Origin of the sequence: Hymenobacter mucosus (assembly GCF_900188255.1) — a bacterium.
Classification (GTDB): domain Bacteria; phylum Bacteroidota; class Bacteroidia; order Cytophagales; family Hymenobacteraceae; genus Hymenobacter; species Hymenobacter mucosus.
On the sequence record NZ_FZNS01000001.1, the window covers coordinates 796,908 to 823,393 of the forward strand.

Annotated in this window: 17 protein-coding genes and 1 other RNA gene; 13 read left to right on the forward strand and 5 right to left on the reverse strand. The window is 56.2% G+C overall.

What is annotated here, in order from left to right:
• Positions 1–38: 38 nt before the first annotated feature.
• Positions 39–1,109 (reverse strand): T9SS type A sorting domain-containing protein, encoded by a 1,071-nt coding sequence (locus CHB83_RS03345; RefSeq protein ID WP_089331643.1) that lies wholly within the window; start codon positions 1,107–1,109, stop codon positions 39–41.
• Between the two features lie 328 nt (positions 1,110–1,437).
• Here CHB83_RS03345 and CHB83_RS03350 point away from each other — a divergent pair, with 328 nt between their 5' ends.
• Positions 1,438–2,283, forward strand: coding sequence for an N-acetylglucosamine kinase (locus CHB83_RS03350; RefSeq protein WP_045687151.1), 846 nt, complete (start codon positions 1,438–1,440; stop codon positions 2,281–2,283).
• Positions 2,284–2,390: 107 nt separating this feature from the next.
• Here the strand turns inward: CHB83_RS03350 and CHB83_RS03355 are convergent, their stop codons facing one another.
• Positions 2,391–5,216: an alpha-amylase family glycosyl hydrolase gene (locus CHB83_RS03355; protein WP_245855264.1), complete on the reverse strand. Its 2,826-nt coding sequence runs from the start codon at positions 5,214–5,216 to the stop codon at positions 2,391–2,393.
• Positions 5,217–5,506: 290 nt separating this feature from the next.
• Between CHB83_RS03355 and CHB83_RS03360 the strand changes: the two genes are divergently transcribed.
• The 4 genes from CHB83_RS03360 to CHB83_RS03375 all read left to right on the forward strand — a co-directional run bounded on the left by CHB83_RS03360 (position 5,507) and on the right by CHB83_RS03375 (position 10,756).
• Positions 5,507–6,427, forward strand: coding sequence for a DUF2279 domain-containing protein (locus CHB83_RS03360; RefSeq protein ID WP_143436980.1), 921 nt, complete (start codon positions 5,507–5,509; stop codon positions 6,425–6,427).
• Positions 6,428–6,675: 248 nt separating this feature from the next.
• Positions 6,676–7,788: a Smr/MutS family protein gene (locus CHB83_RS03365; RefSeq protein ID WP_089331645.1), complete on the forward strand. Its 1,113-nt coding sequence runs from the start codon at positions 6,676–6,678 to the stop codon at positions 7,786–7,788.
• Positions 7,789–7,867: 79 nt separating this feature from the next.
• Positions 7,868–8,812 (forward strand): metallophosphoesterase, encoded by a 945-nt coding sequence (locus tag CHB83_RS03370; protein WP_089331646.1) that lies wholly within the window; start codon positions 7,868–7,870, stop codon positions 8,810–8,812.
• Between the two features lie 78 nt (positions 8,813–8,890).
• The gene (locus CHB83_RS03375; RefSeq protein WP_089331647.1) at positions 8,891–10,756 is read left to right on the forward strand and encodes a M1 family metallopeptidase; all 1,866 of its coding nucleotides are present in this window, start codon (positions 8,891–8,893) and stop codon (positions 10,754–10,756) included.
• 209 nt (positions 10,757–10,965) lie between these two features.
• Here the strand turns inward: CHB83_RS03375 and CHB83_RS03380 are convergent, their stop codons facing one another.
• The gene (locus CHB83_RS03380; protein ID WP_089331648.1) at positions 10,966–12,189 is read right to left on the reverse strand and encodes a S8 family serine peptidase; all 1,224 of its coding nucleotides are present in this window, start codon (positions 12,187–12,189) and stop codon (positions 10,966–10,968) included.
• A 431-nt stretch (positions 12,190–12,620) separates the two neighbouring features.
• On the opposite strand from CHB83_RS03380, the gene rnpB reads away from it, so the two are divergent.
• From rnpB to CHB83_RS03395, 3 genes are all read left to right on the forward strand, one after another.
• Positions 12,621–13,013: RNase P RNA component class A (gene rnpB / locus CHB83_RS03385), an RNA gene on the forward strand.
• Between the two features lie 82 nt (positions 13,014–13,095).
• Complete coding sequence (locus CHB83_RS03390; RefSeq protein ID WP_089331649.1) at positions 13,096–15,714, forward strand: hypothetical protein; 2,619 nt, start codon at positions 13,096–13,098, stop codon at positions 15,712–15,714.
• A 133-nt stretch (positions 15,715–15,847) separates the two neighbouring features.
• Positions 15,848–17,005, forward strand: coding sequence for a sigma-54-dependent transcriptional regulator (locus CHB83_RS03395; RefSeq protein WP_045689601.1), 1,158 nt, complete (start codon positions 15,848–15,850; stop codon positions 17,003–17,005).
• A gap of 170 nt (positions 17,006–17,175) precedes the next feature.
• On the opposite strand, the gene CHB83_RS03400 is transcribed toward CHB83_RS03395, so the two are convergent.
• Positions 17,176–18,180, reverse strand: coding sequence for an acyl transferase (locus CHB83_RS03400; RefSeq protein WP_089331650.1), 1,005 nt, complete (start codon positions 18,178–18,180; stop codon positions 17,176–17,178).
• A gap of 121 nt (positions 18,181–18,301) precedes the next feature.
• Here CHB83_RS03400 and CHB83_RS03405 point away from each other — a divergent pair, with 121 nt between their 5' ends.
• Entirely contained in the window at positions 18,302–18,820 is a 519-nt protein-coding gene (locus CHB83_RS03405; RefSeq protein WP_045689603.1) for a hypothetical protein, read from the forward strand.
• Positions 18,821–18,908: 88 nt separating this feature from the next.
• Here the strand turns inward: CHB83_RS03405 and CHB83_RS03410 are convergent, their stop codons facing one another.
• Positions 18,909–21,332, reverse strand: a complete 2,424-nt coding sequence (locus CHB83_RS03410) for an alpha-ketoacid dehydrogenase subunit alpha/beta (RefSeq protein ID WP_089331651.1) — start codon at positions 21,330–21,332, stop codon at positions 18,909–18,911.
• Positions 21,333–21,653: 321 nt separating this feature from the next.
• Between CHB83_RS03410 and CHB83_RS03415 the strand changes: the two genes are divergently transcribed.
• The 4 genes from CHB83_RS03415 to CHB83_RS03430 all read left to right on the forward strand — a co-directional run bounded on the left by CHB83_RS03415 (position 21,654) and on the right by CHB83_RS03430 (position 26,475).
• Complete coding sequence (locus CHB83_RS03415) at positions 21,654–22,427, forward strand: DUF1573 domain-containing protein (protein ID WP_089331757.1); 774 nt, start codon at positions 21,654–21,656, stop codon at positions 22,425–22,427.
• 226 nt (positions 22,428–22,653) lie between these two features.
• Entirely contained in the window at positions 22,654–23,781 is a 1,128-nt protein-coding gene (ald, locus tag CHB83_RS03420; protein WP_089331652.1) for an alanine dehydrogenase, read from the forward strand.
• Between the two features lie 168 nt (positions 23,782–23,949).
• Entirely contained in the window at positions 23,950–24,552 is a 603-nt protein-coding gene (locus CHB83_RS03425; RefSeq protein ID WP_089331653.1) for an SMI1/KNR4 family protein, read from the forward strand.
• A 15-nt stretch (positions 24,553–24,567) separates the two neighbouring features.
• A complete protein-coding gene (locus CHB83_RS03430; RefSeq protein WP_089331654.1) occupies positions 24,568–26,475 on the forward strand; it encodes an LTA synthase family protein in 1,908 nt (635 codons plus the stop codon).
• The last annotated feature ends 11 nt before the right edge of the window (positions 26,476–26,486 follow it).

Below are 26,486 nucleotides of genomic sequence, written 5' to 3' on the forward strand. Positions count from 1 at the left end.
TCCAGCTTACCGCTTACTATTTATATGCAAGCGAATAGCTATTCTACTACTACCTTTTGACTAGTAAACTGTGTTCCTACCCGTAGTTTCACGAAATAAGCACCAGCAGCTAGGTTGTCGAACGAATACAGTTGTGCACCAGCCTGCTTGCCAGCTGCCAAGCTACGTACCCGTTGGCCTAGTGCATTGAACACTTCCAGGGCCACTTCCTGCTGGCCTCCTGGAACTACGTAACTAACCTGCGCCGCACCGGCACTAGGGTTCGGGTACACCCCAAACTTCAGGGCACTAGCCACGGCCTCACGAGTAGCCATGACAGTGGCTGTATAAGTGATAAATTGAGTGCCGGCCAGAGTGACAAAATTCGGGTTGGTTGCCAGATTACCACTATTCGTTGTGCTGGTATTGCCGGTTACTTCCGGAAGTACATCAGAGGAGAAGTAACCACCGTCACCGTTATTTTGGGCAGCAAATAGTTGCAGCGTTGCGCCATCGGCAATGCCGAGGTCGGCTTTGTCCAGTTCAATTTCCCAGCCTTGGGCACCCGTGTGCGCCGTGAGCAAATTGACATTCAGAAATGCCATGCGAGTTTTATTTAAGCCACCTGTTAGCGTAGTAGGTGCTGTCACAAGCGTACCAGCAATGGGAAGATTACCAATCTGCTGATCAGCCGCTTTGCCACCTGTTACGCTAGTATAGTCAATGATGCTACTAGCAGAAGTAGTGGCTCCACCCTTCACTCCAAATCCATAATCGACCTCCATTTCCATAATGGGAGCCGCTTTTTCGAACGAGGTACCTGTAATGCTGCTTACCGGCAATGCAGTACCAGACGCAACTCCTGTTTTACCCGGAATATTCAAGTAAATCTGGAAGGAGTTTCCATTCGTCTCTAATGCTCCAGTCAGGGCAATGTATACTTTAGTGGCCGTAGTTTTGGCGTAAAGCGCCACCAAGCCGTGGTCACCAAAGCCACGCACTGTGCTAGTATACTGACTTAGACGAGTATAGCCTTCCGATGCTTGCACTTGACCATCAAGAGTTTGGGCGTGCATGGGCACAGCCGCAGCGAAGAGCCCAAGGGCTACCAGAGTAAAAGGTTTTTTCATGAGGCAAATTGGTATGAAGAATATATTGACCGGCTAGTATAAATGAGGGATTACTCACTTAAATAGCTCGTCATTAAAAATACTATTTTATTCTTCCTTTCAAAGCCCTAACCAATACTATATACTTACTTTCCTATACCCGCAATTGTAACGGGCGAAAAAGATGCTACAGCAAGCGTATACAGCTGTATTTTAGAGCGTCGAAATTATGCTATCTGTGAGTTACCAGCGTATTTTTCGTTGCGTAGGTGACCAGAACGTACGACCTTTGGACAAATGCCTGTCAGTTGTATAGTAGGCGCCTTTCCTTCCCATTTCCCTACAGACTATGATTCTAATTGCCGACGGTGGCTCGACCAAGAGCAGTTGGTGCCAGCTCGATAAAACTGGCAACCGTGTATACTTCAATACTGAAGGATATAATCCGGATTTTATGACCACCCCAGCCGTAGAGGCTTCGTTGGAGAAGAACTTACCGGATACGCTCCCCCGCGAGGAAGTTACGGAGGTCCACTACTATGGTGCGGGCGTTTCTTCCGCCAAAAAAGCGGAAATAATTGCCAAGGCGATGCGGCAAGTATTCCCCCAAGCCAAGGTTATCGTCGACCACGACCTGTTGGCCTCGGCACGGGCACTGCTGGGGCGCAAGCCTGGCTTTGCGGCTATCTTGGGCACCGGTACAAACTCATGTTTGTACGACGGCACTAAAATCACTTATAACGTTGATTCCCTGGGCTACTTCCTCGGCGACGAGGGCAGCGGCTCCTTCATTGGCAAGCGTCTGCTACGTGACTATCTGCGCGGCCTGCTACCAGATGGCTTGCAGGACATTTTCCGCGAGGAGTTCAACCTCACGCGTGATGATATTTTGGACCGCCTGTATAACCAGCCGCTGCCGAACCGCTTCCTGGCTAGCTTTGCCAAGTTCACGTACGACCACAATAACATCAGCTACTGCCGCGAAATTGTGCTGCAAGGCTTCGAGACGTTCTTCGCGAATATTGTAAGCCACTACCCCCGTTACCAGGACTACACCTTCAACTGCATCGGTTCAGTTGGCTACAACTTCCGCGACGCACTCTCGCAAGTAGCTCGCGACCACCATATGGAGGTTGGCAAAATCATTCGCTCTCCCATCGACGACCTAGTTTCTTTCCACGAAGAAGCCCTCTAGCATATAGTAGGTAAGCTGTCAAGAACGAGCGTATCAGAACCAAAAAAGCGGCCGATCCACCAGTGGATCGGCCGCTTTTTTGTGCCTTACAAGTATTGGGGTGGCTGCTAGTGCTGCACGGAGAGGCGCACCGTTTGCTGCTGGCTGCCAGTGCTCAGACGCACCATGTAAATACCGTTGGCTAGTTGCTGCACCGGCACTTGTACTTCATGGCCCCCTACACCCTGCCGGCCGGTCGGTGCAATAGTACGGACGGTAGCGCCCAGCATGTTCGTAATAGTAACCGTGACGGGCGCTGCTTGGGTCAGTTCATAGCGTAGCGTGGCGGTAGTACCGGCGGGGTTAGGCAGAGCTACCAGTTGCAGAGCGGCCTCACGCTGGCGCTTGGTGCCCAGCACGGTAGTAGGCTGCGCAATTTTGCGCGAGGTATACACGGCGTACTCGCCGGGCTGAAGCGTAAGAGGAGCCGTAGCGTTGGCTATGGTGATGCTGTCGCCAGTTAGGTAGTTATACCATTTGCCCGTACGCTGAAACTCTGGGTTTACGCTGGTAGGTACCACATCGAAGTTGCCAACAACCGTGACGCTGAGGTTAGCTCCAGTAAGGTGAATAGTCTTGCCGGCACCCGATAGGTTCTGGGTATAGGCGGTTGGGTTCTCAAAGGCGGGCTCAGTTTTCTTGAGGCCAATGAGGTAGCGGTATACGTCGTAGAGCTTGCGGCGGGCGGCTACTTGCTGATAGTTCCAGCGGATGGGCTTATTGCCTACACGGCCGTTCTCGTCGATGCTGACATCATACCCTAGCTCACCAAACTGCCACACCATTTTGGGGCCGGGTACGGTGAAGAAGAAAGCCGCCGCCATTTCCTGACGGGCTAGGGCAGTCGTCAAGTTCTTGACGCTGTACGAACCGGAAACATTACCAAAGCTCAGGTTCTTGAACATCAGGCGTTCTTCATCGTGGCTTTCCATGTACGTTACCAGGTTGGGCCGGGTCCAGGTGCGTGCTCCGTAGTAGCCGCCGCTGAAGTCCCACTGGTCATTGTAGCCCATGGTGGCTTGGTTGTACTGGTGATTCATGTTTCCCCACAGCATAAAGCCCATGTTTGACAGCACAATCTCCTCTGAGTTGTCGGCGAAATGCTCAAGGATAGGATATACTGTAGGGTCTACACTCACCATGTAGCTGTAGTAATCCTGCCAGATGTTGATGCGCGACTGGTCGTAAGCACCCCAGGCTGTTACGTTCGTGGGCGTATTGCGCTGAGTAAAGCCTTTGCTCAGGTCAAACCGGTAGCCATCTATATGGTATTCGCGCAGCCAGTGCTCTATTACACGCTTGGAGTAGTAGCGCGTGTCGGCGCTTTCGTGGTTGAAGTCGTACCCCACGTTGAAGGGGTGGGTAGCGTCGGCATTGAACCAGGGGGAGTTAGCAGCCGGTTTTTCCGCCGCCGCATCGAAATACATCTGCACCATAGGATTCTGCCCAAAGGCATGGTTGAGCACCATGTCGAGAACCACAGCAATACCGCGGCGGTGGGCATCGTCAATAAAGCGCTTCAGTTCATTCTTGGGCCCGTAATACTTATCAGGAGCGAAGTGGAACGAGGTGTTGTAGCCCCACGACTCGTTGCCCTCGAACTCGTTCACGGGCATCAGCTCAATGCAGTTGATGCCCAGGCGCTGAATGTAGGCCAAGGTGTCACGTAGGGTCTGGTAGTCGTGGCGGGCAATGAAGTCGCGCAGGTGCAACTCATATATTACCAAGTCGGAGCGGCTAGGCTTGCTGAAGTTGTTGATCTGCCATTGGTAGGCGGTTTGGTTGGTTTGCAGCACTGAAACGATACCCGTGGTCTGCCCCGTAGGATAAGCTTTCAGGTTGGGGTAGGTGATGGCGGGAATGAAGGAGTCATTGCCGGGGTCCAGCACTTTTTCCGTGTACGGGTCAGCTACGCGCAACGAGCCATCTACCAAGTACTGGTAGGCATACTCCTGGCCGGGCGTGAGGTTATTGATTTGCACCCACCAGTTTTTGCCGTCGGGCGTGCGGTTCATGTAGGCGTTTTCGCGGGCCTGCCAGTTGTTGAACTCGCCAATGGCATAGACAAACTGCTTGCCCGGAGCAGTTAAGTTCAGAATCACAGACGTCCCGCCATTTATGTACGTGACCCCATCCTTAGCACCAGCCGGCAACGCGGCAACCGTTACGGCAGGACGCACTACATACACCAACGAGTCGGAGGCAGTAGTAGCGCCGCTAGTAGCCGTGAAACGCAGCACATTGCGCCCCGTCTGGTTGATAGTGACGGTACTGGTGAGCGTAGTAGCTGCTGCTTGCTGAGCTACCTGAGTACCATTGAGCAGGAATTTCAGATCGGCACTAGCGGAAGCCTGCCCTGTAACGCTGATAGCGGTACCAGCCGCTACAAACTGCGTTCCGGATACGGCGGGAGAGGTGATACGGGCAGTAAGAGACCCTTGGGCTACATCTACAAAAATATCGCCCCCGCCAGTAGCTCGGCCCACAAGGGAACCCGTAGCATTGCGGAATACCATAGCCAGCTTCAGGATCTGCTCTCCGGCTGGTACGTTGTACCACGCCCGCACGCTAGGGGTAAGGCTGATGGTATACAGGTTGGGATTGGTAGTGCTGCGGGTAAGCTTGATGGATGGATCAGGCGCGTTGAAATTGGTAAACTTCACATACTTCCAGTCGGAAGGAGTAGTGCTTCGGTTGGTGATAACGCCCGTGTGCACGTACACATCACCCGTAAAATTGGCTAGTGCTCTATTGCCCTGAGAGGCATCAAAGGTGAGAGTCACGGCGTCCGTATCGCGGAAGAACGTTGGCTGCGTGGTGACAACCTGAGCCCAGGCAACCGGCATTCCAGCCAGTAGAGCCATAAAACTCAGTAATAGTCGAAGTACTTTCATACGAAACAGGATTGGGGAATTTGGAAAATGGGAAGGAATAAGTAATGCTGTATTGCTTTACAGCAACTTGCCATTGATCTTATACTGTGCAAGGTAGCATTAAAGGTACGTACTCACTCTCAGTCTAAGCAAGCAGCAAATAGTATTTTCTGTAGCTTTGATCTGTTTTATTTTCTGTTCCGTTCTCCTTGGCAGTGCTTTCCACTCGGTTTGTTTTCTCGGCTCACCCTACTACGTACCGGAGGCGGTGTGAAAGGCTACTACTGGGTATAGCACTCAGTTTTTCGTCTGTGTCTGCCTTGGCCCAAGTTCCGGCGCTACCCCCAACGGAACCGATATCGGCTATAGGGCCAGCTAGCCAGCCAACAGCCTCCTTAACACCACGTAACACGGCCGACACGTTGCTGCTGAGCCGGCGCTTACCAGTGCTGGCGGGCGGGTTGGTAGTAGCCTACTCCAGCACGCTGTATCTGCTGAGCAAAGGCTGGTACACGGGTGAGCGGACGCGGCTCCACTGGTTCAACGACCTGCCGGAATGGAAACAGATGGACAAAGTCGGTCACTTTTGGGGCGCCTTCCACGAAAGCCGGGGGGCAGTAGATATGCTCCGTTGGGCGGGCGTACCGGAGCGCCCCGCCACGTGGTACGGCGGCTTCGTAGGGTTTCTCCTGCAAAGCCCCATTGAGTTGCTAGATGGGCGCGACCCGCAGTATGGGGCTTCTGCTACTGACCTGGCGGCCAACTTTTTGGGCTCAGCCGGCCTGATAGCTCAGCAGCTAGCTTGGGGCGACGTGCGCCTTATGCCCAAGTACTCGTTTCATACCACCCGCTACGCCAAGCTGCGCCCCAACGTGCTAGGTAGCAGCCTGGGCGAACAGTACCTTAAAGATTATAATGGCCAGACTTACTGGCTTTGTGCCGATGTAGGGGCGTGGCTGCCCGCTACCTCGCGCTGGCCCCGCTGGTTGCAGCCAGCCGTGGGCTATGGAGCCCAGCAGATGGTGTACAATGATCAGGACGCCAACGCGGCGCTGGGCCTTCGCCCCTACCGCCAGTACTACCTCAGCTTTGACGTAGACCTGCGGCGCATTCCTACGCGTAGTAAACTCCTGCGCCGGATTTTCTACGTGGCAAGCATTTTTCATTTGCCGGCGCCCGCTTTGGAATGGAATCAACGCCGGGGCTTAGTAGCTCACGGGTTGTACTACTAACCATGCGGCACACCCGGCCCGATGAAGCCTTGCTGCTGTACAGCAGCAGGCCGTAACCACGATGCTTCACCAGTTAAAGGATTCTGCTTCACCATAGGTTTTCGCCTCTACAGTAGTGCTTTAGCGCGACTCTTTCGGCGCGAAAAAGCAAGCAGGATAGAATAGTTACTATATCCGACGGCCGCGGGCGTGTTTTGCCCGTTACTTTTGTTATCCCTTTCCACCTGACCTCCCTTTTGACTTTTGATATGAACGTAGGAGATAGAGTGCGCCTGCTCACAGGGCGCGAAGAAGGCATCATTACCCGCTTGCTTAGCGACGAATTGGTAGAGGTAGCCATCGATAATGATTTTACAATTCCGGTGCTGCGCCGCGAGGTAGTGGTAGTGGCCGCCGAAGAAACGAAGGCTTTTGGGCAGAGTGCCGCCTCTGTGGCAGCTGAGAAGAAAGCTGCTTCCTCAGGGGCTGCCCGGGCGGCCAAAGCGGCCGGAGTAGCTCCTGCAGCCCCTAGCGCCCCCCTCAAAACGGAAGGCCCGGCCCCAGTGCCCGCCGCCAAAAACGCTCCCGTAACGGTGCAAAAGGGGTTGTACCTGGCTCTTACGCACCAGTCGCCGGAGTTGCTCGCCCTGCACATCGTAAACCACACCGACCGGGACGTGCTGTTTACTTATGGTGAGGAGCGTAACGGGCAGTACCGGGGGCTGCGGGCCGAGAAGCTGGCGGCCAAGTCGGCTAGCCCGGCGCTGGGTCACTGGCACCTCAAGGACTTCGATCAGTGGGCTGCGCCCGTGGTACAGCTCCTACCCTTCCAACTCAATGGCAACACGGCCTATGAGTTGCTAACCAAGCGCCTACAGTTTAAGGCGGCTAGTTTCTACACCAGCCGCCAGCCCAACGTGCCCGTCCTCCAGCGGGAAGCCTACCTGTTTCAGCTCGACGAGAAGCCCGCTGCTCCCGTAGCGGTTGCACCCGAGAAGCTAGCCGAAACGCTTAAGGCCCAGCTAACCGGAAATGCGCCCGCTAAGCCGGCGGCCATTGCTCCTACCCCGGAACCCGCCAAAGCCATAGTGGCACCACCCCACGAGGTAGACCTGCACCTAGAAGCCTTACGCCCCGAAGGCGGCACGGAAGGCCTCACCAACACGGCCATCCTGAAGCTGCAGCTCGATGCGTTTGAGGATGCACTGAGCCGCGCCTTGGCTACCAACATGCACGAAATCGTCTTTATTCACGGCTCCGGCAACGGCACGCTACGCAAGGAATTGCACAAGCTGCTTAGCCGCAACCGCGACATTAAGTTCTTCGAAGATTCGCAGAAGGAAAAGTTTGGTTACGGTGCTACTTTGGTTCGCCTAAAGTAGATAGCCTTGCCTCATAAAAGGGACTGTCATCCTGCGGCTAGCAGGATAACAGTCCCTTTTTCAATTATCATTGCGGCTTATGTACGACCTCATTGGTGATATTCACGGTCATGCTACCGAACTGCGGCAGCTACTCACGAAGCTTGGCTACGCGGAACAGCACGGCATCTACCGCCACCCCACGCGGCAAGTCATTTTCCTGGGCGACTTTGTGGACCGGGGGCCGCACATTCGGGAAACACTGTGCCTAGTGCGCGCTATGGTAGATGCGGGGACTGCGCTAGCCGTAATGGGCAACCACGAGTACAACGCCATCTGTTTTCACGAACTTCATCCTGCGGGCGGGCACCTGCGCCCCCACATTCCGCGTAATATCTTCCAGCACGTACGCACCTTAGAAGAGTTCAGCAGTCGGGAAGGCTGGGCGGAATGGCAGGGCTACATTCAGTGGTTTAAGACGCTGCCCCTCTTCTTGGACCTACCGGGGTTGCGCGTGGTGCACGCCTGCTGGGACCCACGCCACATTGCGTTTCTGCAAGCCCAACTGCCCACTGGCCGGCTCACCTCTGACTTTCTTTTGCGGTGCGCTGAACGCGGTACCCCAGAGTATGTGGCGGTTGAAGAAACGCTTAAGGGCAAGGAAGTCCACTTACCTACCGGGGTACAATTTCACGATAAGGACGGGAACCCCCGCACCAAAATGCGCACCCGCTGGTGGACCGATCCGCACATCTGCACCTACCAAGACTACTACTTGGAATCCATTGATTCCCTGAATTCGCTGCCGGTTGCGGTAGATGAGCTAGCCGACATGTGGCACTACCAGGATGCGGTGCCCGTGTTCTTCGGCCACTACTGGCTCCGGGGCAGGCCCCAACTGCTGAGCCCGCACGCCGTGTGCCTGGATTATAGCGTAGCCAAAGGTGGCGAGCTGGTAGCCTACCGCTGGCAGGGTGAAACCGACCTAACGCCAGCCGGCCTGGTAAGTGCCCAAGGAGGTAGTACCCTGCTTGCAGAAGAGTAGCAGATATTGTCTCGGGGCCTACTCCCAGGCAACCGTCGGTGCGTATCCGTTACTTTGCGGCAGAACTACTTTTGCCGCATGAAACTTCCCGCGCTACTCGCCGCTACCCTCCTTTCCCTACCCCTCCTAGCCCAGCAGCCCCTGCCGGTGCCCCGCAACTTGCAGGCTACGTACGCCAAAGGCACCCGCTCAGAATCGGGCCAGCCCGGCCCTAACTACTGGCAAAATTCGGCCGACTACACGCTCAAAGTAAATTTCGACCCTGCTAGTCGGCGCGTGGCGGGCACCGTGGCTATTGCCTACCACAACCAAAGCCCCGATTCGTTGCGGCAGATCTTGTTCAAGCTCTATCCCAACCTGTATCAAAAAGGCGCAGCCCGCGCTTCCTCCATTAGCCCGGAAGACGTGAGCGAAGGGGTGCAGATTACGCAGCTAACCGTCAATGGGCGGAATATCGACGTAGCTACCTTGCGCCCCGACGCCACCAACCTATCGGTACCCCTGCAGCGCGCTATTGGGTCCAAGCAAACCGCCCAGGTATCGGTTACCTACTCCTACGTTCTCAACAAAGGCTCGCACACCCGCACTGGTGAAGTAGAACCCAACGCCGACTTCGTGGCCTACTTCTTTCCGCGCATTGCGGTGTACGATGATATTGACGGCTGGAACCGCAACCCCTACCTCGGCTCCCAGGAGTTCTACAACGACTTCGCCAACTTCTCGGCCGACATTACCGTGCCCAAGGGCTTTGTGGTGTGGGCCACCGGCGACCTGACCAATGCCAGCAAAGTCCTCACAAAAAAATACGCTAAACGCTTGCAGGATGCGGAGAAAAAGGACGGCATCACCAGCATCATCACCGAGGAAGACCTTACCCGCCACGATATTACCGCTTCAAGCCCCCAAAACACTTGGCACTTCGAAGCCAAGAACGTAACCGACTTTGTATTTGCTACTACTGACCACTACGTGTGGCAAGCCAGCAGCCTGGTAGTAGACCCGGCCACCAAGCGCCGCACTCGCGTAGATGCCGTGTACAACACCAACCACAAGGACTACGAGGAAGTGATTCAGTTCGCCCGCAAAACGGTGGAAGCTATGTCCTACACCTTTCCTAAGTGGCCCTTTCCCTACTCCCACGAGACGATCTTCGATGGTCTCGACCAGATGGAGTATCCCATGATGGTGAACGACAACCCCGTTTCGTCGCGCCAGGATGCTATTACCCTCACCGACCACGAGATATTTCACACGATGTTCCCGTTTTATATGGGCATCAACGAAACCAAGTACGGCTGGATGGATGAAGGCTGGGCGACTATTGGTGAGTGGCTGATTTCGGGTATCATCGACCCCAAGCTAGACGACGACTACGGCATTGCACCCTACGCCGCCGCGGCCGCTACCGAAGTAGACTTGCCCATTATCACGCTTAGCACCCAGCAAACCGGCACGGCTTTCTTTCTCAACTCCTACCCCAAGCCGGGCCTGGGCTACCTCTACGTGAAGGATATGCTGGGCGACGAGCTGTTCACCAAGGCCTTACATACCTACATCCGCAACTGGAATGGTAAGCACCCCATGCCCTTTGACTTCTTCAACTCCATGAACGCCGGGGCGGGCCGCAACCTTAACTGGTTCTGGCAGCGCTGGTTTTTCGACAGCGGCTACCCCGACCTCGCCATTCAAGCCGTCACGAAGACCGGCGCTGGCTACGATGTGGTAGTCGAATCCAAAGGCACTAAACCTGTTCCCGTGGACGTGACGGTAACCTTCGCCGACAACTCTACGGAGAAACTGCACCGCACTATTGCCGTTTGGGAATCTGGGGCCCACACCGTTACGATGCCCATAGCTACTACCAAAGCCGTAAAGCAAGTGAAGCTCGGTGCTACCCTCGTACCCGACAGCTACCCCAAAGACAACGTGTGGGAGGCGAAGTAGCCGCAGCGGTGCGCTCCCATCATTCAGGAGAATAGCTAACGCTCAGTGTTGGTATGCGGAGTACCCATGTGAGACTGATAAAGATCAACACGTGTTAGCTTGTGGCTTTACCCCTCCTGTACTACACCCGAAAATATCTAGATATATAACTGAACACAGAAAAGGCCCGCCTATATAGGCGGGCCTTTCTATTGGCTAAATCTATCAGCTTACAGGTGGGCGATGGGGTCGGCGTTGCCGTCTGGGTCGCTTTTCACAGTACCGCTGGTGGTGAAGCTCTTGCCCTTGATAAGCAGAACACCGGCCATGTGCGGAGTAGCCATAGAAGTACCGCTGATGGTGTTGTAGCCCCCGTTCAGCCAGGTAGACTGAATGCTAACGCCGGGCATGCAGTAGTCCACGGGTGGGTTGCCGTAGTTAGAGAACGAAGCCCACGTATCGGTGCTATTCATGGCCGAGATAGTGTAGATGTTGGCCCCGTTCACGCGAGCTGGCGAGTGGTTGTTGGCGTTGTCAGTTTCGTTGCCAGCCGCCAGCGCGAAAAGCACTCCACCTGCCGAAGCACGCAGCACGGCATCATCCAGCGCCTGCGAAACCCCGCCGCCAAGGCTCATGTTGGCTACGTCGCCGGCTTTGCCATTGGCGCCTACGTAGTCAACCCCCGCAATAACACCGGAATTGGAGCCGCTGCCCCGAGAGTCGAGCACCCGGACGGCTACTACCGTGGCGTTGGCTGCCACACCTACTACCCCAATGGTGTTGTTCTTGGCGCCAATGGTGCCCGCTACGTGGGTACCGTGGCCATTACCGTCGTCTGGCGAGGCATAATTGGCGCCGCTGGTCAGGAATGACTTGGAGCGGGTTACGTCCACGTTTAGGTCGGGGTGGTCTAGGTCAATGCCTGTGTCGATAACCCAAGCCGTTTTGCCAGTACCGTCGGCCGTACCCACGCGGGTGATACCGTACGGAGTTGTTTGGGCGGGCTGCGTAGTGCCACCACCGGCTGGCTTACCCAGCGAGATTACTCGGTCTTGCTCCACATAAGCTACCCGCTCGTCGGCGCGCAGCTGATTGGCTTCGGCGGCGCTCAGGGCAGCCGAGAAGCCTTTCAGGGCATGCCCATAGGCATAGCCCAGGGCTTGCGCGTTGGCCCCGCGGGCTTTCAAAATGCCTTGCCCTACTTCTTTTACTTTTCTTACTTTTTCCGAGTACGATTCACTTCCACTAAGCCCAACAGCACCATCTTTCAGCACCACAATGTACTGACCTGCAATCACGTCACCCTCACTTTTGGCTTCACTGCTGCTTTGCGCTACGGTGCTTTCGGCAGGCTGAACTGCATCTTCTGAGCAGGCAGTAAAGGTAGCGCTGGCAGCAATTGCGGAGGCGCTCAGGAGCCAAGCTAGACGGGCATTACGTTGATTCTTCTGCATTCTACTAGGGTAAAAAGTGGAAAGAAGGGAACGGAACTGACACGAGCAGTACGCCGGAGTTTGGTGTGCAGGACGCTAGTAAGTCCTATTAGGTAGCTCCGGCTACTCCTTATGAATTTGTTTAGCCAAAGTAGAAATTTCATGAAACAATCATCTCCATCTACTACAAGTATTCGCAAGTATAGCTCATCATTACTATCAAAATAACAGATAAAACAGCCATATTCTGCTACAATGACATATTATAGCATCATTAATAAAATTATGATAATCTATAAATTACTATATAATTCCTCGTTTCACTTCATTACCAAAGCACTATTTATCATCAGATAAATCATATTTTTTCAACACTACTCTGTCTGTTGTATAATTCACGGTATCTGAAGGAATACATCAGTATTTGAGCACGAAGCGTATATCTTTGCGCCGTGATGAGTCGCCCCACCGCGGCGCTGCAAAGCGACGAGGAAAGTCCGGGCAACACAGAGCACCCTGCTTCCTAACGGGAAGGACTGGTGCGCGTAAAGCAATCCAGGACAGCTAGTACCACAGAAAACTACCGCCTACGTCGCCTTCGGGTGGCCGGTAAGGGTGAAAAGGTGCGGTAAGAGCGCACCAGCGGCTGGGCAACCACGCCGGCTGGGTAAACCTCAGGGGTTGAAAGACCAAATAAGCTGGCATGTAGCTCTTCGGAACTGCACCGGGCGGCTCGTTCGGCGCCAGCGGGTAGGTTGATAGAGCCTTTCCGTGAGGACTGGCCTAGATAAATGGTGGGGCCGCGGCAACGCGGACAAAACCCGGCTTACAGACTCGTCACCCGTATTAAGCGGCCGCTGCACCTTCGAGCGAGGTGCGGCGGCCGTTTTCAGTTATTGTACCAAGCCTCTTTTCCACACTTGCTGCATGTTTCACTTACTACCAACTACTTCCTCCAAAACCCTTGCCCGAAGCTTCTGGGGGTTTCTTCTATTGCTGGGGCTTTTCTCGCATTCGTCAGTAGCCCAAACCACCCCACCTGCCGCCGATGTGTACGTGGACCCCGCCGGCGTACTGCGCTGGCAAGGTAGCCGCCAAGAGGTAGCCTTGTTTGGGGTAAACTACACTACCCCCTTTGCCTATTCATACCGGGCGCACAGCCAGGTGGGCAGCAATCTAGAACAGGCCATCAGGCAGGATGTATACCACCTGTCGCGGCTGGGCATTGATGCCTTCCGCCTCCACGTGTGGGACGTAGAAATTACTGACACGGCGGGCAATCTGCTGCAGAACGAGCACCTGCGCCTGCTCGACTTTCTGATTCAACAGCTCAAGCAGCGGCACATCAAAATTCTGCTGACGCCCATTGCGTACTGGGGCAATGGCTACCCCGAGCCGGACGTGAACATGACGGGCTTTTCCTCTATCTACTCCAAGGATCAAGCGTACCGCAACCCGCGCGCCATTCGGGCCCAGGAAAACTATCTGGCCCAGTTCCTGAACCACCGCAACGCATACACGGGCCTTCTCAACCGCGAGGACCCCGACATTATTGCGTATGAAGTATGCAACGAGCCCCGCTACGTGCAGCCAGAAGCGGAAGTAGCCAGCTTTGTACGGCGCATGGTAACGGCTATGCGGAGCACCGGCTACCGCAAGCCCATCTTCTACAACATTGCGGAAAGCCCAGTGGTAGCCAACGCCATTCTGGACAGCCCCGTGGACGGCTTCACCTTTCAGTGGTACCCTTCGGGGTTAGTGAACGGGCACAGCCTGCGCGGCAACCCGCTGCCCTTCGTAGACCAGTACCCCACTCCTTACCGCCAAGACCCGCGCTTCACCCGCAAGCCGCACCTGGTGTATGAGTTTGAGTCGGGCGACATTCTGCAACCCCTCATGTACCCAGTGATGGCCCGCAGCTTCCGCAGTGCGGGCTTCCAGTGGGCCACCCAGTTTGCGTACGACCCGCTGGCTCTTGCCTTTGCCAATACCGAGTACCAAACGCACTACCTGAACCTGGCTTACACGCCCGCAAAGGCTCTTAGTCTGCTCATTGCGGGTCGCGTGTTTCGCCAAACCTCGCGTGGCCAGCAGTTTCCGGCTTACCCCCAGGATTCCTCGTTTAACAACGTGCGAGTGAGCTACCGGAATGGACTGAGCGAGTTGAATACAACGGAAGAGTTCTTGTACACAGGCTCTACAACGACTACCCCGCGCAAGCCCGCCTCCCTCCAACGCATAGCTGGCACGGGTTCTTCTGCCGTGGCTACCTACGAGGGTACGGGCGCCTACTTCCTCGACCGGCTAGCGGCGGGCGTGTGGCGGCTGGAAGTAATGCCCGACGTCGTAGCCCTACACGACCCGTTTGCGACTACCTCGCTACGGCAACCCGTGACGCGCATAGTCTGGAATACGCAGCCGCTACGCCTAGCCTTACCGGGGCTAGGTACCGATTATACAGTGCGGGGTCTGAACGAAGGCAACACTTTTCAGGCACAAGCCACCAATGGCACTGTGCGCCTGCAGCCGGGCGTGTACCTAGTAGCGGCGCGGGGCAAGAAAACGTCCTCATTCACTGCCCAAACCAAGCTGGGCTCCATTCAGCTAGGCGAGTTTGTGGCCCCACCAGCTACTACTTTGCCAGCCCAGGTAGTGCACACCTCCCCCGGGCAGGTGGTAGCCGGGCAGCCAACCACACTCCGGGCTACCGTTGCGGGGGCTACCGCCACCGACTCCCTGCTGCTGATAGCACAGCATTTCTACGGCCAAACGCGCACCATTCCTATGCGCCGCCCCACGCTTACTACCGCCGAGGCTACCGTGCCAGCCGACTTGCTGTATCCTGGTTTGCTGCGCTACTGGATTGTAGTACAACACGAAGGAAAGCACACCACTTTCCCGGGTGCTTTCCCGGGTAATCCGCGCCAGTGGGACTACTCGCCCCAGGACCATTGGGAAGCACCCATTGTAGCAGCTGGTGCGGCCTTACCCCTCTTTCGGGCTCAGGCCGACCAACGCCGAGTAGAAGCCGGGGGCATCAACGGGGGCGGCTGGTCTGACTATGTTACCACACCTGTTGGTCAGCTTGCCTTGCGTCTTCTGCAGGCACCTCCTGCCCCAGCGCCTACCACGCCCGCCGTGGCACCCGTGGCTTTTCTGCGCGCCTATTTCGCCGACCGCCTCGCTGACCGCAGCGCCCATGTGGGAGCATTCCGGGAAGTGGTGCTGCGCGGGCGCCGGGGCGCGGGCGCCGGACCAGTTGAGGTAGTATTCACCACCCGCGACGCGGCCGCCTACGTAGCTACAGTAGAGCTAGGAAACGAGATGCAAGAGGTACGCATTCCCCTGACGGCGTTCCGGCCCGGTGCCCAGCTCCTACTGCCACGACCCTACCCCAGCTTTTTGCCCCTCACCTTCCAAGCGTCTGGCCCGGCTACTCTCCCGCTGGCACAGGCCGAGGTGCTGCAAGTACTGCTCCATGCAGCCCCGGCCGCAGCGGGCACCAGCCGGCCTTTCCTTGATATTGAATCCATTGAGTTGCGCTAGCCTGTAATCTGCACACGGCGGAGAGCCGCTGCCCCAGAGCAAACCGAGCGCATTGCGTAGCAATTGCACGCGGCAACACACCAACCCGACGACCGTTTTCGTTACTTTCGCTGCCAACTCCTGTTCTTAGCTCATGCCTCGCATTCTAATTATTGACGACGAAAAAGCCATTCGGCACACGCTGAAGGAAATCCTGGAATATGAAAGCTACCAGGTAGACCAGGCCGAGGACGGTCCTACGGGCCTCGACATGCTCATCCGCGACAAATACGATGTGGTGCTATGCGACATCAAAATGCCCAAAATGGATGGCATTGAGGTACTGGAGCGGGCCCGTATTGTGGCGCCCGATGCCGCCTTCATTATGGTGTCGGCGCATGGCAATGTAGAAATGGCCGTAGATGCCACCAAGAAAGGCGCCTATGACTTTCTGCAGAAGCCCCCAGATCTGAACCGGCTGTTGGTAACAGTGCGCAATGCCTTAGACCGCACAAAGCTGGTAACGGAAACCAAAACGCTCAAAAAGAAGATTGCTAAGAGTTCGGAAATGGTGGGCGATTCTGCTGCACTAGGAGCCGTTCGTAAGGCCATCGAAAAGGTAGCCCCTACTGATGCCCGCGTTCTTATTACTGGCCCCAATGGTGCGGGTAAGGAAATGGTGGCCCGTCAACTCCACGAGCAAAGCAACCGCGCCAGCGGACCCATGGTGGAAGTAAACTGCGCTGCCATTCCCTCGGAGCTGATTGAATCGGAGCTGTTCGGCCACGAGAAAGGTTCCTTTACCTCAGCGGTAAAGCAGCGCATTGGCAAGTTTGAGCAAGCCGACGGTGGCACGCTGTTCCTAGACGAAATAGGCGACATGAGCCTTTCGGCCCAGGCCAAGGTGCTGCGTGCCTTGCAGGAAAACAAGATAACCCGCGTAGGTGGCGAAAAGGAAATTTCGGTAAACGTGCGCGTGCTGGCAGCAACCAACAAAGACTTGCTGCAGGAAATTGCAGACAAGAACTTCCGCGAGGATCTGTACCACCGCCTCTCCGTTATCCTGATTCAGGTTCCGGCCCTGAATGACCGGCGCGAGGATATTCCAGCCCTTATTGAGAAGTTCCTGCAAGATATTGCCAACGACTACGGTAACAAAGCCAAGAAAGTAGATGCTGCGGCCCTCAAATACCTGCAAAGCCTCGACTGGCGCGGCAATATTCGGGAACTGCGTAACGTGGTAGAGCGCCTCGTCATCATGAGCGACGCTACCATTACGGAAGCTGATGCCCGCGCCTTTGCCGGCAAGTAGTCCTGTTACGGCTCCTTCGCCGGCTTTGAGTGCAAAAGGCTTGACTGCCTTATCTAGCTCTAGCTTCCGGAGGTAGGCGCCAGCTACCAAGCAAACCCGCCCTGCTACTTAGCTCATATTGATGAGTTGGGTGGCAGGGCGGTCTGTTTTAGGAGGGGCGCTTGTATTAGTTAAGTAGCCATCTGGTTACAGCCGCGCACATCTGAGTTATCGAGGCGGCCAAGGACTTCAAAGGAGCCATCGAGATGACGGCGGGCTAGGTCCTTGGTTTCAATGAAAGCACAACTGTCGATGTTGGCTAAGTCAATAACGTTGAGCGCTCCGGCCGCTAAGCTTTCTGATACGGAGAAAGGATCTGACGGGTCGCGAAGTAGTATTTGCAGATGAGGGGGCGCGTGGAATCGACCGTCACCAAAGCTGTAGGCTTGGCCTAGCATTTCTGTCATACCATACTCCGAGTGAATTCCGGCGGGCCCAAACCCCTGCTGTAGTTCGTGGTGCAACTCTTCGCGGATCATTTCGCGGCGGCGGCCCTTCATGCCACCCGTTTCGAGCACCGTAAGGTCCAGCAGCTCGGGTTGGCCGGCATAGGCGGCAGCAAAATCGAGCAGGGCGTAGCTTACCCCAATGAGTAGCACCTTGCGGTTTGCTTCTCTCTTTGCCTCGCCCAAGGCTTGCACCAGGGCGGCATGATCGTGCAGGAAAAAGGCCGGTTGGCGCTGCCCTGACTCGCGGGCGAAGTGCTCAACCATGGCCACCAACGACGAATTGCCTTGTTCTAAATACGAAGGTAACAAGGCTAGGATAGTCCAGCCAGTGAGTGGGCCATAGTAGCGCTCAAAAATGCGCGCCGCGTGGTGGCGGTACAGTTCAGGCTCGCGCACGAAGTGGTGGCTGCGCTGCTGCTGGGTGGTGCCACTACTCAGGAAGGTTTCCTGGGGCTCCCACTCATTGGCGGCGGTGCGCACGGCGTGGGTTTTAAAGAACTCAATGGGCAGAAATGGAATATCGGCTAGGTTCTCCACTTGCCGCAAGTCACGGCCCAGGGCGGTTAGGTACTCTTGGTAGGGTAGGCAGTTTTGAGCCTGGTAGCGAAATAGCGCCAGCGCCGCGGCGGGGGCAGTAGCGGCCGTGAGCTGGGGCAGAGCACTTAGGTAATCTTGACGGAAACTCATTCGGAAGCGTCGGGGTTAGCGAAACGACATAACAATGGAAGCAGCAATTCGTTTGGTAGGAAGTTGTACCTTCCCACCGCGGCAGGCTCGCTTTTGCCACTCGCTTGAACGGTCTATTTCTATGAGCATACTACGTACTCTCAGTTTTACGGCTTTGCTAGCGTTAGCGAGCTTTGGCGTTTCTTCTTGCCTGAACCCACCTGACTATCCTGAAACACCTTCTATTGAGTTTAAAAGCATCACCCAGAAGGCTTTTGATGACCCTAATAACGGCGTAGGTGATACCATCAGAATCACGGTGAGCTTTAAGGATGGTGATGGTGACTTAGGCGTGGGTGCCGACGATAACGTAGGAACCAACAACTACTTCTGCACGCTTCAGCTCCGCAACGCCAGCAACGTCTTCGAGGACTACAAGTTTTCGGCCAACGACCCCGGCTATAACGGCCGGTACCCCGTACTAACCCCCGCCTCGCAGGGCGACAAAAAGGCTCCGTTGCGCGGCGACCTGACCTTCCGCTTGCTGATTTATCAAGGTTCGTTTCCTCGCAACTCTGTTGTCCGATTCCGGGTTCGGATTGCTGACCGCGCTCTGAATGAAAGCAACGAGGTATTTACCGACGCTATTACGCTTCGGTAAAGAACTGATCGTCCTTAAAGGCTTATGAAAAGGCCGGCCGTGTAACACTCGGCCGGCCTTTGTAGTTACTACGCGGTGCCGGTGGCACCTAGTAAATAGCCGGGAAGCGCTGCGGATCGGCCTCTTGCATTAGCTCGTATACGGCATCAAATACGTCCTCAGCGTTGGGCTTCGAGAAGTAGTCACCGTCGGAGCCGTAGGGCGGCCGGTGGGCTTGCGCGGAGAGGCAGCGCGGCTGAGAGTCAAGGAAACGGTAGGCCTGCTGTTCATCGAGCACCTGCTGCATCATGTAGGCTGTGGCTCCTCCGGGCACGTCTTCATCGGCAAACAAGACCCGACCCGTGCGTTGAATGCTGTCAGTGATGAGGTGCTGCACATCAAAAGGCAGCAGGCTCTGCACGTCAATTACTTCCACCTGAATGCCCACCTCTGCTAGCTGCTTAGCCGCATCTAGCACAATGCGGCACATAGAACCGTAGGTGACGATGGTCACGTCGTCGCCGGCCAGCAGGGTTTCGGGCACGCCCAGGGGCAGTGTAAACTCGCCTACGTTCTGCGGAATGCGCTCTTTCAGGCGGTAGCCGTTAAGACATTCAATAACAATAGCGGGCTCGTCGCTACGTAGCAGCGTGTTATAGAATCCTGCCGCCTGGGTCATGTTGCGCGGTACTAGCAGGTGCATACCCCGAATGGCGCCTAGCACCATTTGAATAGGCGAGCCTGAATGCCAAATACCCTCTAAGCGGTGGCCACGGGTGCGCACAATCAGGGGAGCTTTTTGGCCGCCCTTGGTACGGTACTGCAGGCAGGCCACATCATCGCTCAAGATCTGAATGGCGTAGAGCAAGTAGTCGAGGTACTGAATCTCGGTAATAGGACGCAGTCCGCGCAGCGCGGCGCCGATACCTTGCCCAATAATAGTGCACTCCCGGATGCCAGTGTCTGTAACGCGCAGTTCCCCGAATTTTTCCTGCAATCCAGCAAAGGCTTGGTTTACGTCGCCAATGCGTCCCACGTCTTCGCCAATAGCAAAAATGCGCGGGTCCCGGCGGAAGTTGGCCTCGAAGCAGGCTTGCAACACCTCTCGGCCGTCTACCTGCGGGGCGTTTTCGGCAAACTCCACCGGCACTTCTTCAATGTTGAGGGCGGCGGCTTCACTTTGGCTATAGAGGTAGGAGTTGTAGCGGTCGGCGTTTTCTGCCAGGGCTTGCTCCAGCCAGTTTTGTAGGCTGCGGCGGGCCCCACTCCGTAGGCCCCGCACCTGGCGCAAGGCCCGACGTACGGCACGTACAAGGTCGGCACGAATGGGCGCGGGGTTTTGCTGCAGAGGTTCTACTAGTCCCTGCAGCGTATTTTCAGTTCCAGTTTGCGCTACTAGTTTGGTGAGCATTTCTACTACCTCGGCGCGCTCCTGCTTAATGGGCGAGAAGAAATCCTCCCAAGCTGCTACACGCGCTTGTTTTACCGTTTCGCGGGCGGCGTTTTCAATGGTGCTAAGCTCCTCTTCCGACGCATGGCCTTCCTCTAGCAACCAAAGGCGCATTTTGCGAAGGCAGTCGTGCTCCTCTTCCCACGAGAGGCGGTCCTTGCTCTTGTAGCGCTCATGCGAGCCCGAGGTACTGTGACCCTGAGGCTGAGTTACTTCCGTAACGTGAATGAGAACCGGCACGTGCTGGGTTCGGCATAGCTCGGCGGCGCGCTGGTAGGTATCCACCAAAGCAGCATAATCCCATCCTTTCACCACAAAAATTTCAAAGCCCGGCTGGCCCTCACCTTCCCGCTGAAAACCCTTCAGGATTTCGCTGATGCTCTGCTTGGTCGTCTGGTATTCGGCAGGCACTGAAATGCCGTAGTGGTCATCCCACACGCTCACTAGCATTGGAATCTGCAACACCCCAGCTGCATTGATGGCCTCGAAGAACATTCCTTCCGAGGTGCTGGCATTACCGATGGTCCCAAACGCCACCTCATTGCCTTGCACTGAAAACTGGTTGAACTGGTGCAGCTCGGGGTTTTGGCGGTACAGCTTGGAAGCGTAGGCCAGGCCCACCAGGCGCGGCATTTGAGCACCGGTGGGCGAAATGTCGGCCGAGGAGTTTTTGCGCTGGGCCAGGTTCTTGAACTGTCCGTCTTCGTCGAGTAGGCGGGTACCGAAGTGGCCATTCATGGCCCGGCCCGCGGTAGAAGGCTCGGCCTCCACGTCGGGGTGGGCGTAGAGCTGAGCAAAGTACTGCTGCAGCGTCAGCTCCTCAATGGCCAGCATGAAGGTCTGGTCGCGGTAGTAGCCGGAGCGCCAGTCGCCGGGGCGGAAGGCGCGGGCCATAGCTAGTTGTGGCACTTCCTTGCCGTCACCGAAGATGCCAAATTTGGCCTTACCCATGAATACCTCCTTGCGGCCCGCTAAGGACGCATGCCGGCTTTCCCAGCCGAGACGGTAGTCACGCAGTAATTCTTCTTTGCGGAGGATAGCAGCAGGAGCCAGTAGGTCGGCGGCAGTTTCGGCAGGTGACATAAACGGCAGATGGGTGGAACTAGGAGCAGGAAAGATGGGTGGGGCCTGCTTCTGGAAGAAACAGGCCCCCAAAAGTACGGATTTGCCGCCGAACCAATGCTGACCCAGTACGCCGGCCTCCGGGCTAGAGGGCGGTGTTTTCTGTTTATATTTGCCAGGCTAGCGTGCAGGCAAGACAAGATGTGCGCGCTGTGGCTTACTAGCACCCTGCACTTGGCAGATGCTGGCGTGCGGAGGCTTGCGCAGGCAAGGTATTTTTACTATTTCTTTGCGTCAATTTCCTCTTGTACCAAGTTTGCTTCGCTTACTACTACTGACACTATGAAACAGCTATTCTCATTAGTGGCCGCCTTGCTCATGGCTGCCGTGGCCCAAGCGCAAGGGGTAATTCAGTTTGAAAAGGAACTCCATGACTTTGGCAACGTGCCCGAAGGCACCATGGCTACCCACGAGTTCCGGTTTAAAAACACCGGCAACCAGCCCATCATCATCGCCAACGTACAGGCCAGCTGCGGCTGCACCACACCCGACTGGACCAAGACGCCCGTGCTGCCCGGCAAGACGGGCATCGTGAAGGCGGTGTACAGCAGTGCGGGACGCCCCGGCATCTTTAACAAAACCGTAACGGTAACCAGCAACGCCGCCACGCCAAGCGAGGTACTCACCATCAAGGGCAACGTACTGAACAAAGACCAGATGAAGTCTTCGCTGACGCCGGCCCAACTGGCCCAGTCGCCGCGCATGGTGCTAGACCGAGCAGTGCATGATTTTGGCAAGTTTGAGGCTGGCCAAACACCCTCGGCCAAGTTCACCGTGAAAAATACCGGCAAGCAGGACCTTGTTCTGAGCGCTATTCTGTCGCAGTGCTATTGCGTGGGGTATAAGAATGTGCCCTCTCCTATCAAGCCCGGACAAAGTGCCGTTATTGAACTGGTATATGGACAACGCAAGCTGGGCGCACAACAGGAGCAGGTCACCATCACGAGCAACGACCTTTCGGGCGACGCGAAAGTGACGCTGAAAGCCAACGTTGTGAAAGACTTAAATGCCGGGAGCATGGTGAAGGAAAGCGACTCCTCGGTGCCATTCAAATAGCCTCGTTCCTTGGGTAGCGGTGCCTTACACTTGCTACCGGCCAATCCCTACCGAAGCCCCTGCTGCCGCTGCTGGCGTAGGGGCTTTTTTATTTTCAGGTGGACCATTCAGGGAAAGAGCGGATTGCTGTCGGCTTCGTCCTCACAATGCCAGCGGCATGTCTTATCTTTGTCCCGCCTTTTCAGGCATTCCTTATCCACCCCATTTTCACTCTCTGCCTCGAGCCATGATCATCGGCGTACCGAAAGAAATCAAGAATAACGAAAACCGCGTGGGTCTGACACCCGCTGGCGTAGCTGAATTCCGCAAGCACGGGCACGAGGTGTACGTGCAGGCTTCGGCTGGCACGGGCAGCGGCTTCTCCGACGCGGAGTACCAGCAGGCAGGTGCCATCATCCTACCTACCATTGAGGAGGTGTACGCTAAGGCCGAGATGATTGTGAAAGTAAAGGAGCCCATTGCCTTGGAGTATCCGCTCATCAAGGAAAATCAACTGCTGTTTACCTACTTCCACTTTGCCTCCGGCGAGGAACTCACCCACGCCATGATTGAGCGCAAAGCAGTATGCTTGGCCTACGAAACGGTAGAGCTACCCACCCGCGCCCTCCCTCTGCTCATTCCTATGAGCGAAGTAGCGGGCCGTATGGCGCCCCAGGAAGGTGCTAAGTACTTGGAGAAACCCCTGAAAGGCCGGGGCATTCTGCTGGGTGGCGTGCCCGGTGTGAAGCCTGCCAACGTGCTGGTACTTGGTGCCGGTATTGTAGGTACGCAAGCCGCCAAAATTGCCGCTGGTCTGGGCGCTCAGGTAACCGTTATGGACATTAACCTGAACCGTCTGCGCGAGCTAGATGACTTTATGCCCAAGAACGTGGTAACGCAGTACTCCAACGAGTACAACATCCGCGAAGCCATCAAAACAGCTGACCTGATCATTGGTGCCGTGCTGATTCCGGGTGCGAAGGCTCCCCACCTTATCACCCGCGACATGCTCAAGACCATGAAGCCCGGCACCGTGCTGGTTGACGTGGCCGTGGACCAGGGTGGCTGCATCGAAACCTGCGAGCCCACCACCCATGAGAACCCTACCTTCATCATCGACGACATTGTGCACTACTGCGTGGCCAACATGCCGGGTGCCGTGCCGTATACCTCTACCCTGGCGCTGACCAATGCTACTCTGCCCTACGCAGTGAAGCTGGCCAACCTGGGCTGGCAGGAAGCTTGCCGCCGCGATGAGGCCCTGCGCCTCGGCCTGAACGTGGTGAACGGCGAGGTAGTATACAAAGGCGTAGCCGACGCCTGGAACCTGCCCCTCGTGGAGGTGAGCAGCGTGCTGGAAGGCGCCGTAGCTTAAGCCCCAGTAGAGAATACGTAGATAGGAAAGCCTTTCCGGCCGGTTGGTCGGAAAGGCTTTTTCTGTAGCGCCAAGCTCCAGCTTGGCGTTCGTTTGCACAAACCCCACGAGCACGGCATTTAGCGGCCGTTCTGCATTGCCCACGGCTGGAGCTACGGGCCACTTCTTATGAAAGGCATCCTATATACCGGCGGCGAACTAACGGACTTAGTGAGCTTTGCGCGTCTTCCCTCCTACCTACAAGCTTTCCTGCGCGACCAGAATGGGGTGGTGGCCTACTTCGGAGGCCTCCATATTCGCGGCTGCGTGCAGGAGCCGGGCTGGCACTCCCTGGCCGATGTGTGGCAGGGTGAGGCCGCCTTTTGGCGCACGTATGCTACCGTACTGGAAACCGATATCCCCTTCGCGCAAGACTGCGTGGGCAACCAGTTTCTGCTGCGCGGCGACGCCGTGTTTTTTCTCGACACCGAAACTGGTGAGTTGGCCGATTTGGAGGTTGACTTCAAGCACTTCTTATTTGGGGCCGAGAAGTTTCCGTTGGATGCCCTGGGCATGGAGCCCTTACGAGGCTTTCAGCAGAAAGGCGGCATGCTACCTCCCGGTCAGCTACTCAGTTTATACCCGCCGGCCTGTATTGCTACGCCCAGTAAGCAGCCTGCTACGGTGAAGCCCGTTCCGGTGGCCGAGCGCCTGGCTTGGCTGGCCGATTTCTACCGTCAGATCAAGGACTTGCCGGATGGGCAGTCTATCCGGCTGAAACCAACGGAGTAACGTAGCCGCCACCTCATGCCTTCCGTATTTTTCCGCCTGCTGCTGCGCCGGTTTGCGTTACTACTGGGTCTGTATGTACTGCTTCGGCTAGGGTTTTACCTGGCTAATTATGCTGTATTTCAGGAGGCTAGCGCGGGGGAAGTACTGCTAGCATTCTGGCACGGCTTCCGGTTCGATATTTCGGGTCTGCTGTTGCTGAACGTGCCGTTTCTGCTGCTTTCCCTAGTGCCCAATTTGGGCCAGCGGTGGCAGGCCTTCGTACGCGGCGTATACCTCACACTGAATGCCATCGGCATCTCTCTTAACCTGATTGACACCCAATATTTCAAGTTTATTGGGCGCCGTACCAGCAATGAGCTGTTTACCATCACCGATGACATTCAGCGGCAGGCAGGCCAACTTGCCGGGCACTACTGGTTTCTGCTGATACCTTTTGTGGTTCTCTTCGGCCTGCTCTGGTACTGCTACCCTATGCCCAGCCCCGCAGCCGTGCCCGCGCGCCCAACTGGCCCGCGCGGGTGGATACGGCCCGGCCTAGAGTTTATTCTAGTAGCTGGCCTGACTGTACTGGGCATTCGGGGAGGCTTGCAGTTGAAGCCTTTGCGCACTGGGCACGCGTTTGTGCAAAGCCCGCCTATTCTGGGCCACGTAGCATTAAACAGTACCTTTACCTTCCTGAAAAGCCTGGGCTACCAACCCGCCGAGCGACGCCAGTATTTCGCTTCGGCCGCGGCGTTGCAACCCGCACTAGCCCGCCGTGCACCCGCCATCCCGCCCCACGACACTACCAGCCGCCGGCGCGACAACGTGGTTATTCTGCTAGTGGAAAGCTTTGCTTCGGAATACAACGGCATCGAAAACGGCGGGCAGGGCTACACTCCCTTCTTTGACTCGTTGGCTACGAAAGGCCTGTTTTTTCGTAACCACTACGCCAATGGGCGCCGCTCCATTGAGTCGTTGCCGGCAGTACTGGCGGGGCTGCCTTCCCTCATGGAAAGCTCGTTTATCACCTCCAATTTTCAGACCGATGAACTACACGGCCTGGGCGAACTGCTGGGGCGGGCGGGCTACACCACCTCGGTTTTTCATGGAGCGCAAAACGGCACCATGGGCTTCAACACCTTTGCGGGTATTGCGGGCATGCAGCAGTACTACGGCCTGAACGAGTACCCCGGTGGGGCCCAAAGTCCCGATTTTGATGGGCACTGGGGCATCTTCGATGAACCTTACTTGCAGTATTTTGCTCGGCAGCTAGGCCAACAACCACAGCCATTTTTCTCCCTGGTATTTACACTGACTTCGCACGAGCCCTTCCCCGTACCAGCCCAATACCAGGGCCGGTTTGCCCCGGGTGAGCTGCCCATTCATGCCTCTATTGGGTACACCGATTTTGCTTTACGCCAGTTTTTTAAGGCCGCGGCGCGCCAACCCTGGTATCAGAACACCCTGTTTATTCTGCTAGCTGACCACACCTCTCAAACGCTGCGGCCCGATTACCAGAACACGCTCGGCTCTTACAAGACACCCCTGCTACTTTTCCATCCGGTCCGCCAGCTACCCTCGGCCAATGTAGAGCGCATCACCCAGCAGGCCGATTTGCCAGCTACGGTACTTGACTACCTGGGCGTCTCTGCCCCGGGCAAGCTACTCCCCTTCGGCTACTCCGTATTCGATGCAGGCACTACGGGGCGGGCTCTGTTTTTGAGTGGCGGCAGCTACTTTCTTGTTCACCAAGACTTTGTTACGGAACTGACGGCTGACAACCAAGTACGGCTGTATTCCTACCGTACCCACCAACTACCTGCCGCGCCCTTATCAAACCCCGATCCGCAGAAAGTACTTCAGTACGGCAATGAGCTGAAGGCATGCGTGCAGTTCTTCCTGAACGGCCTAGCCGACAATAGTTTGTACAAGCACCAGTAGCAGCGCAGCCG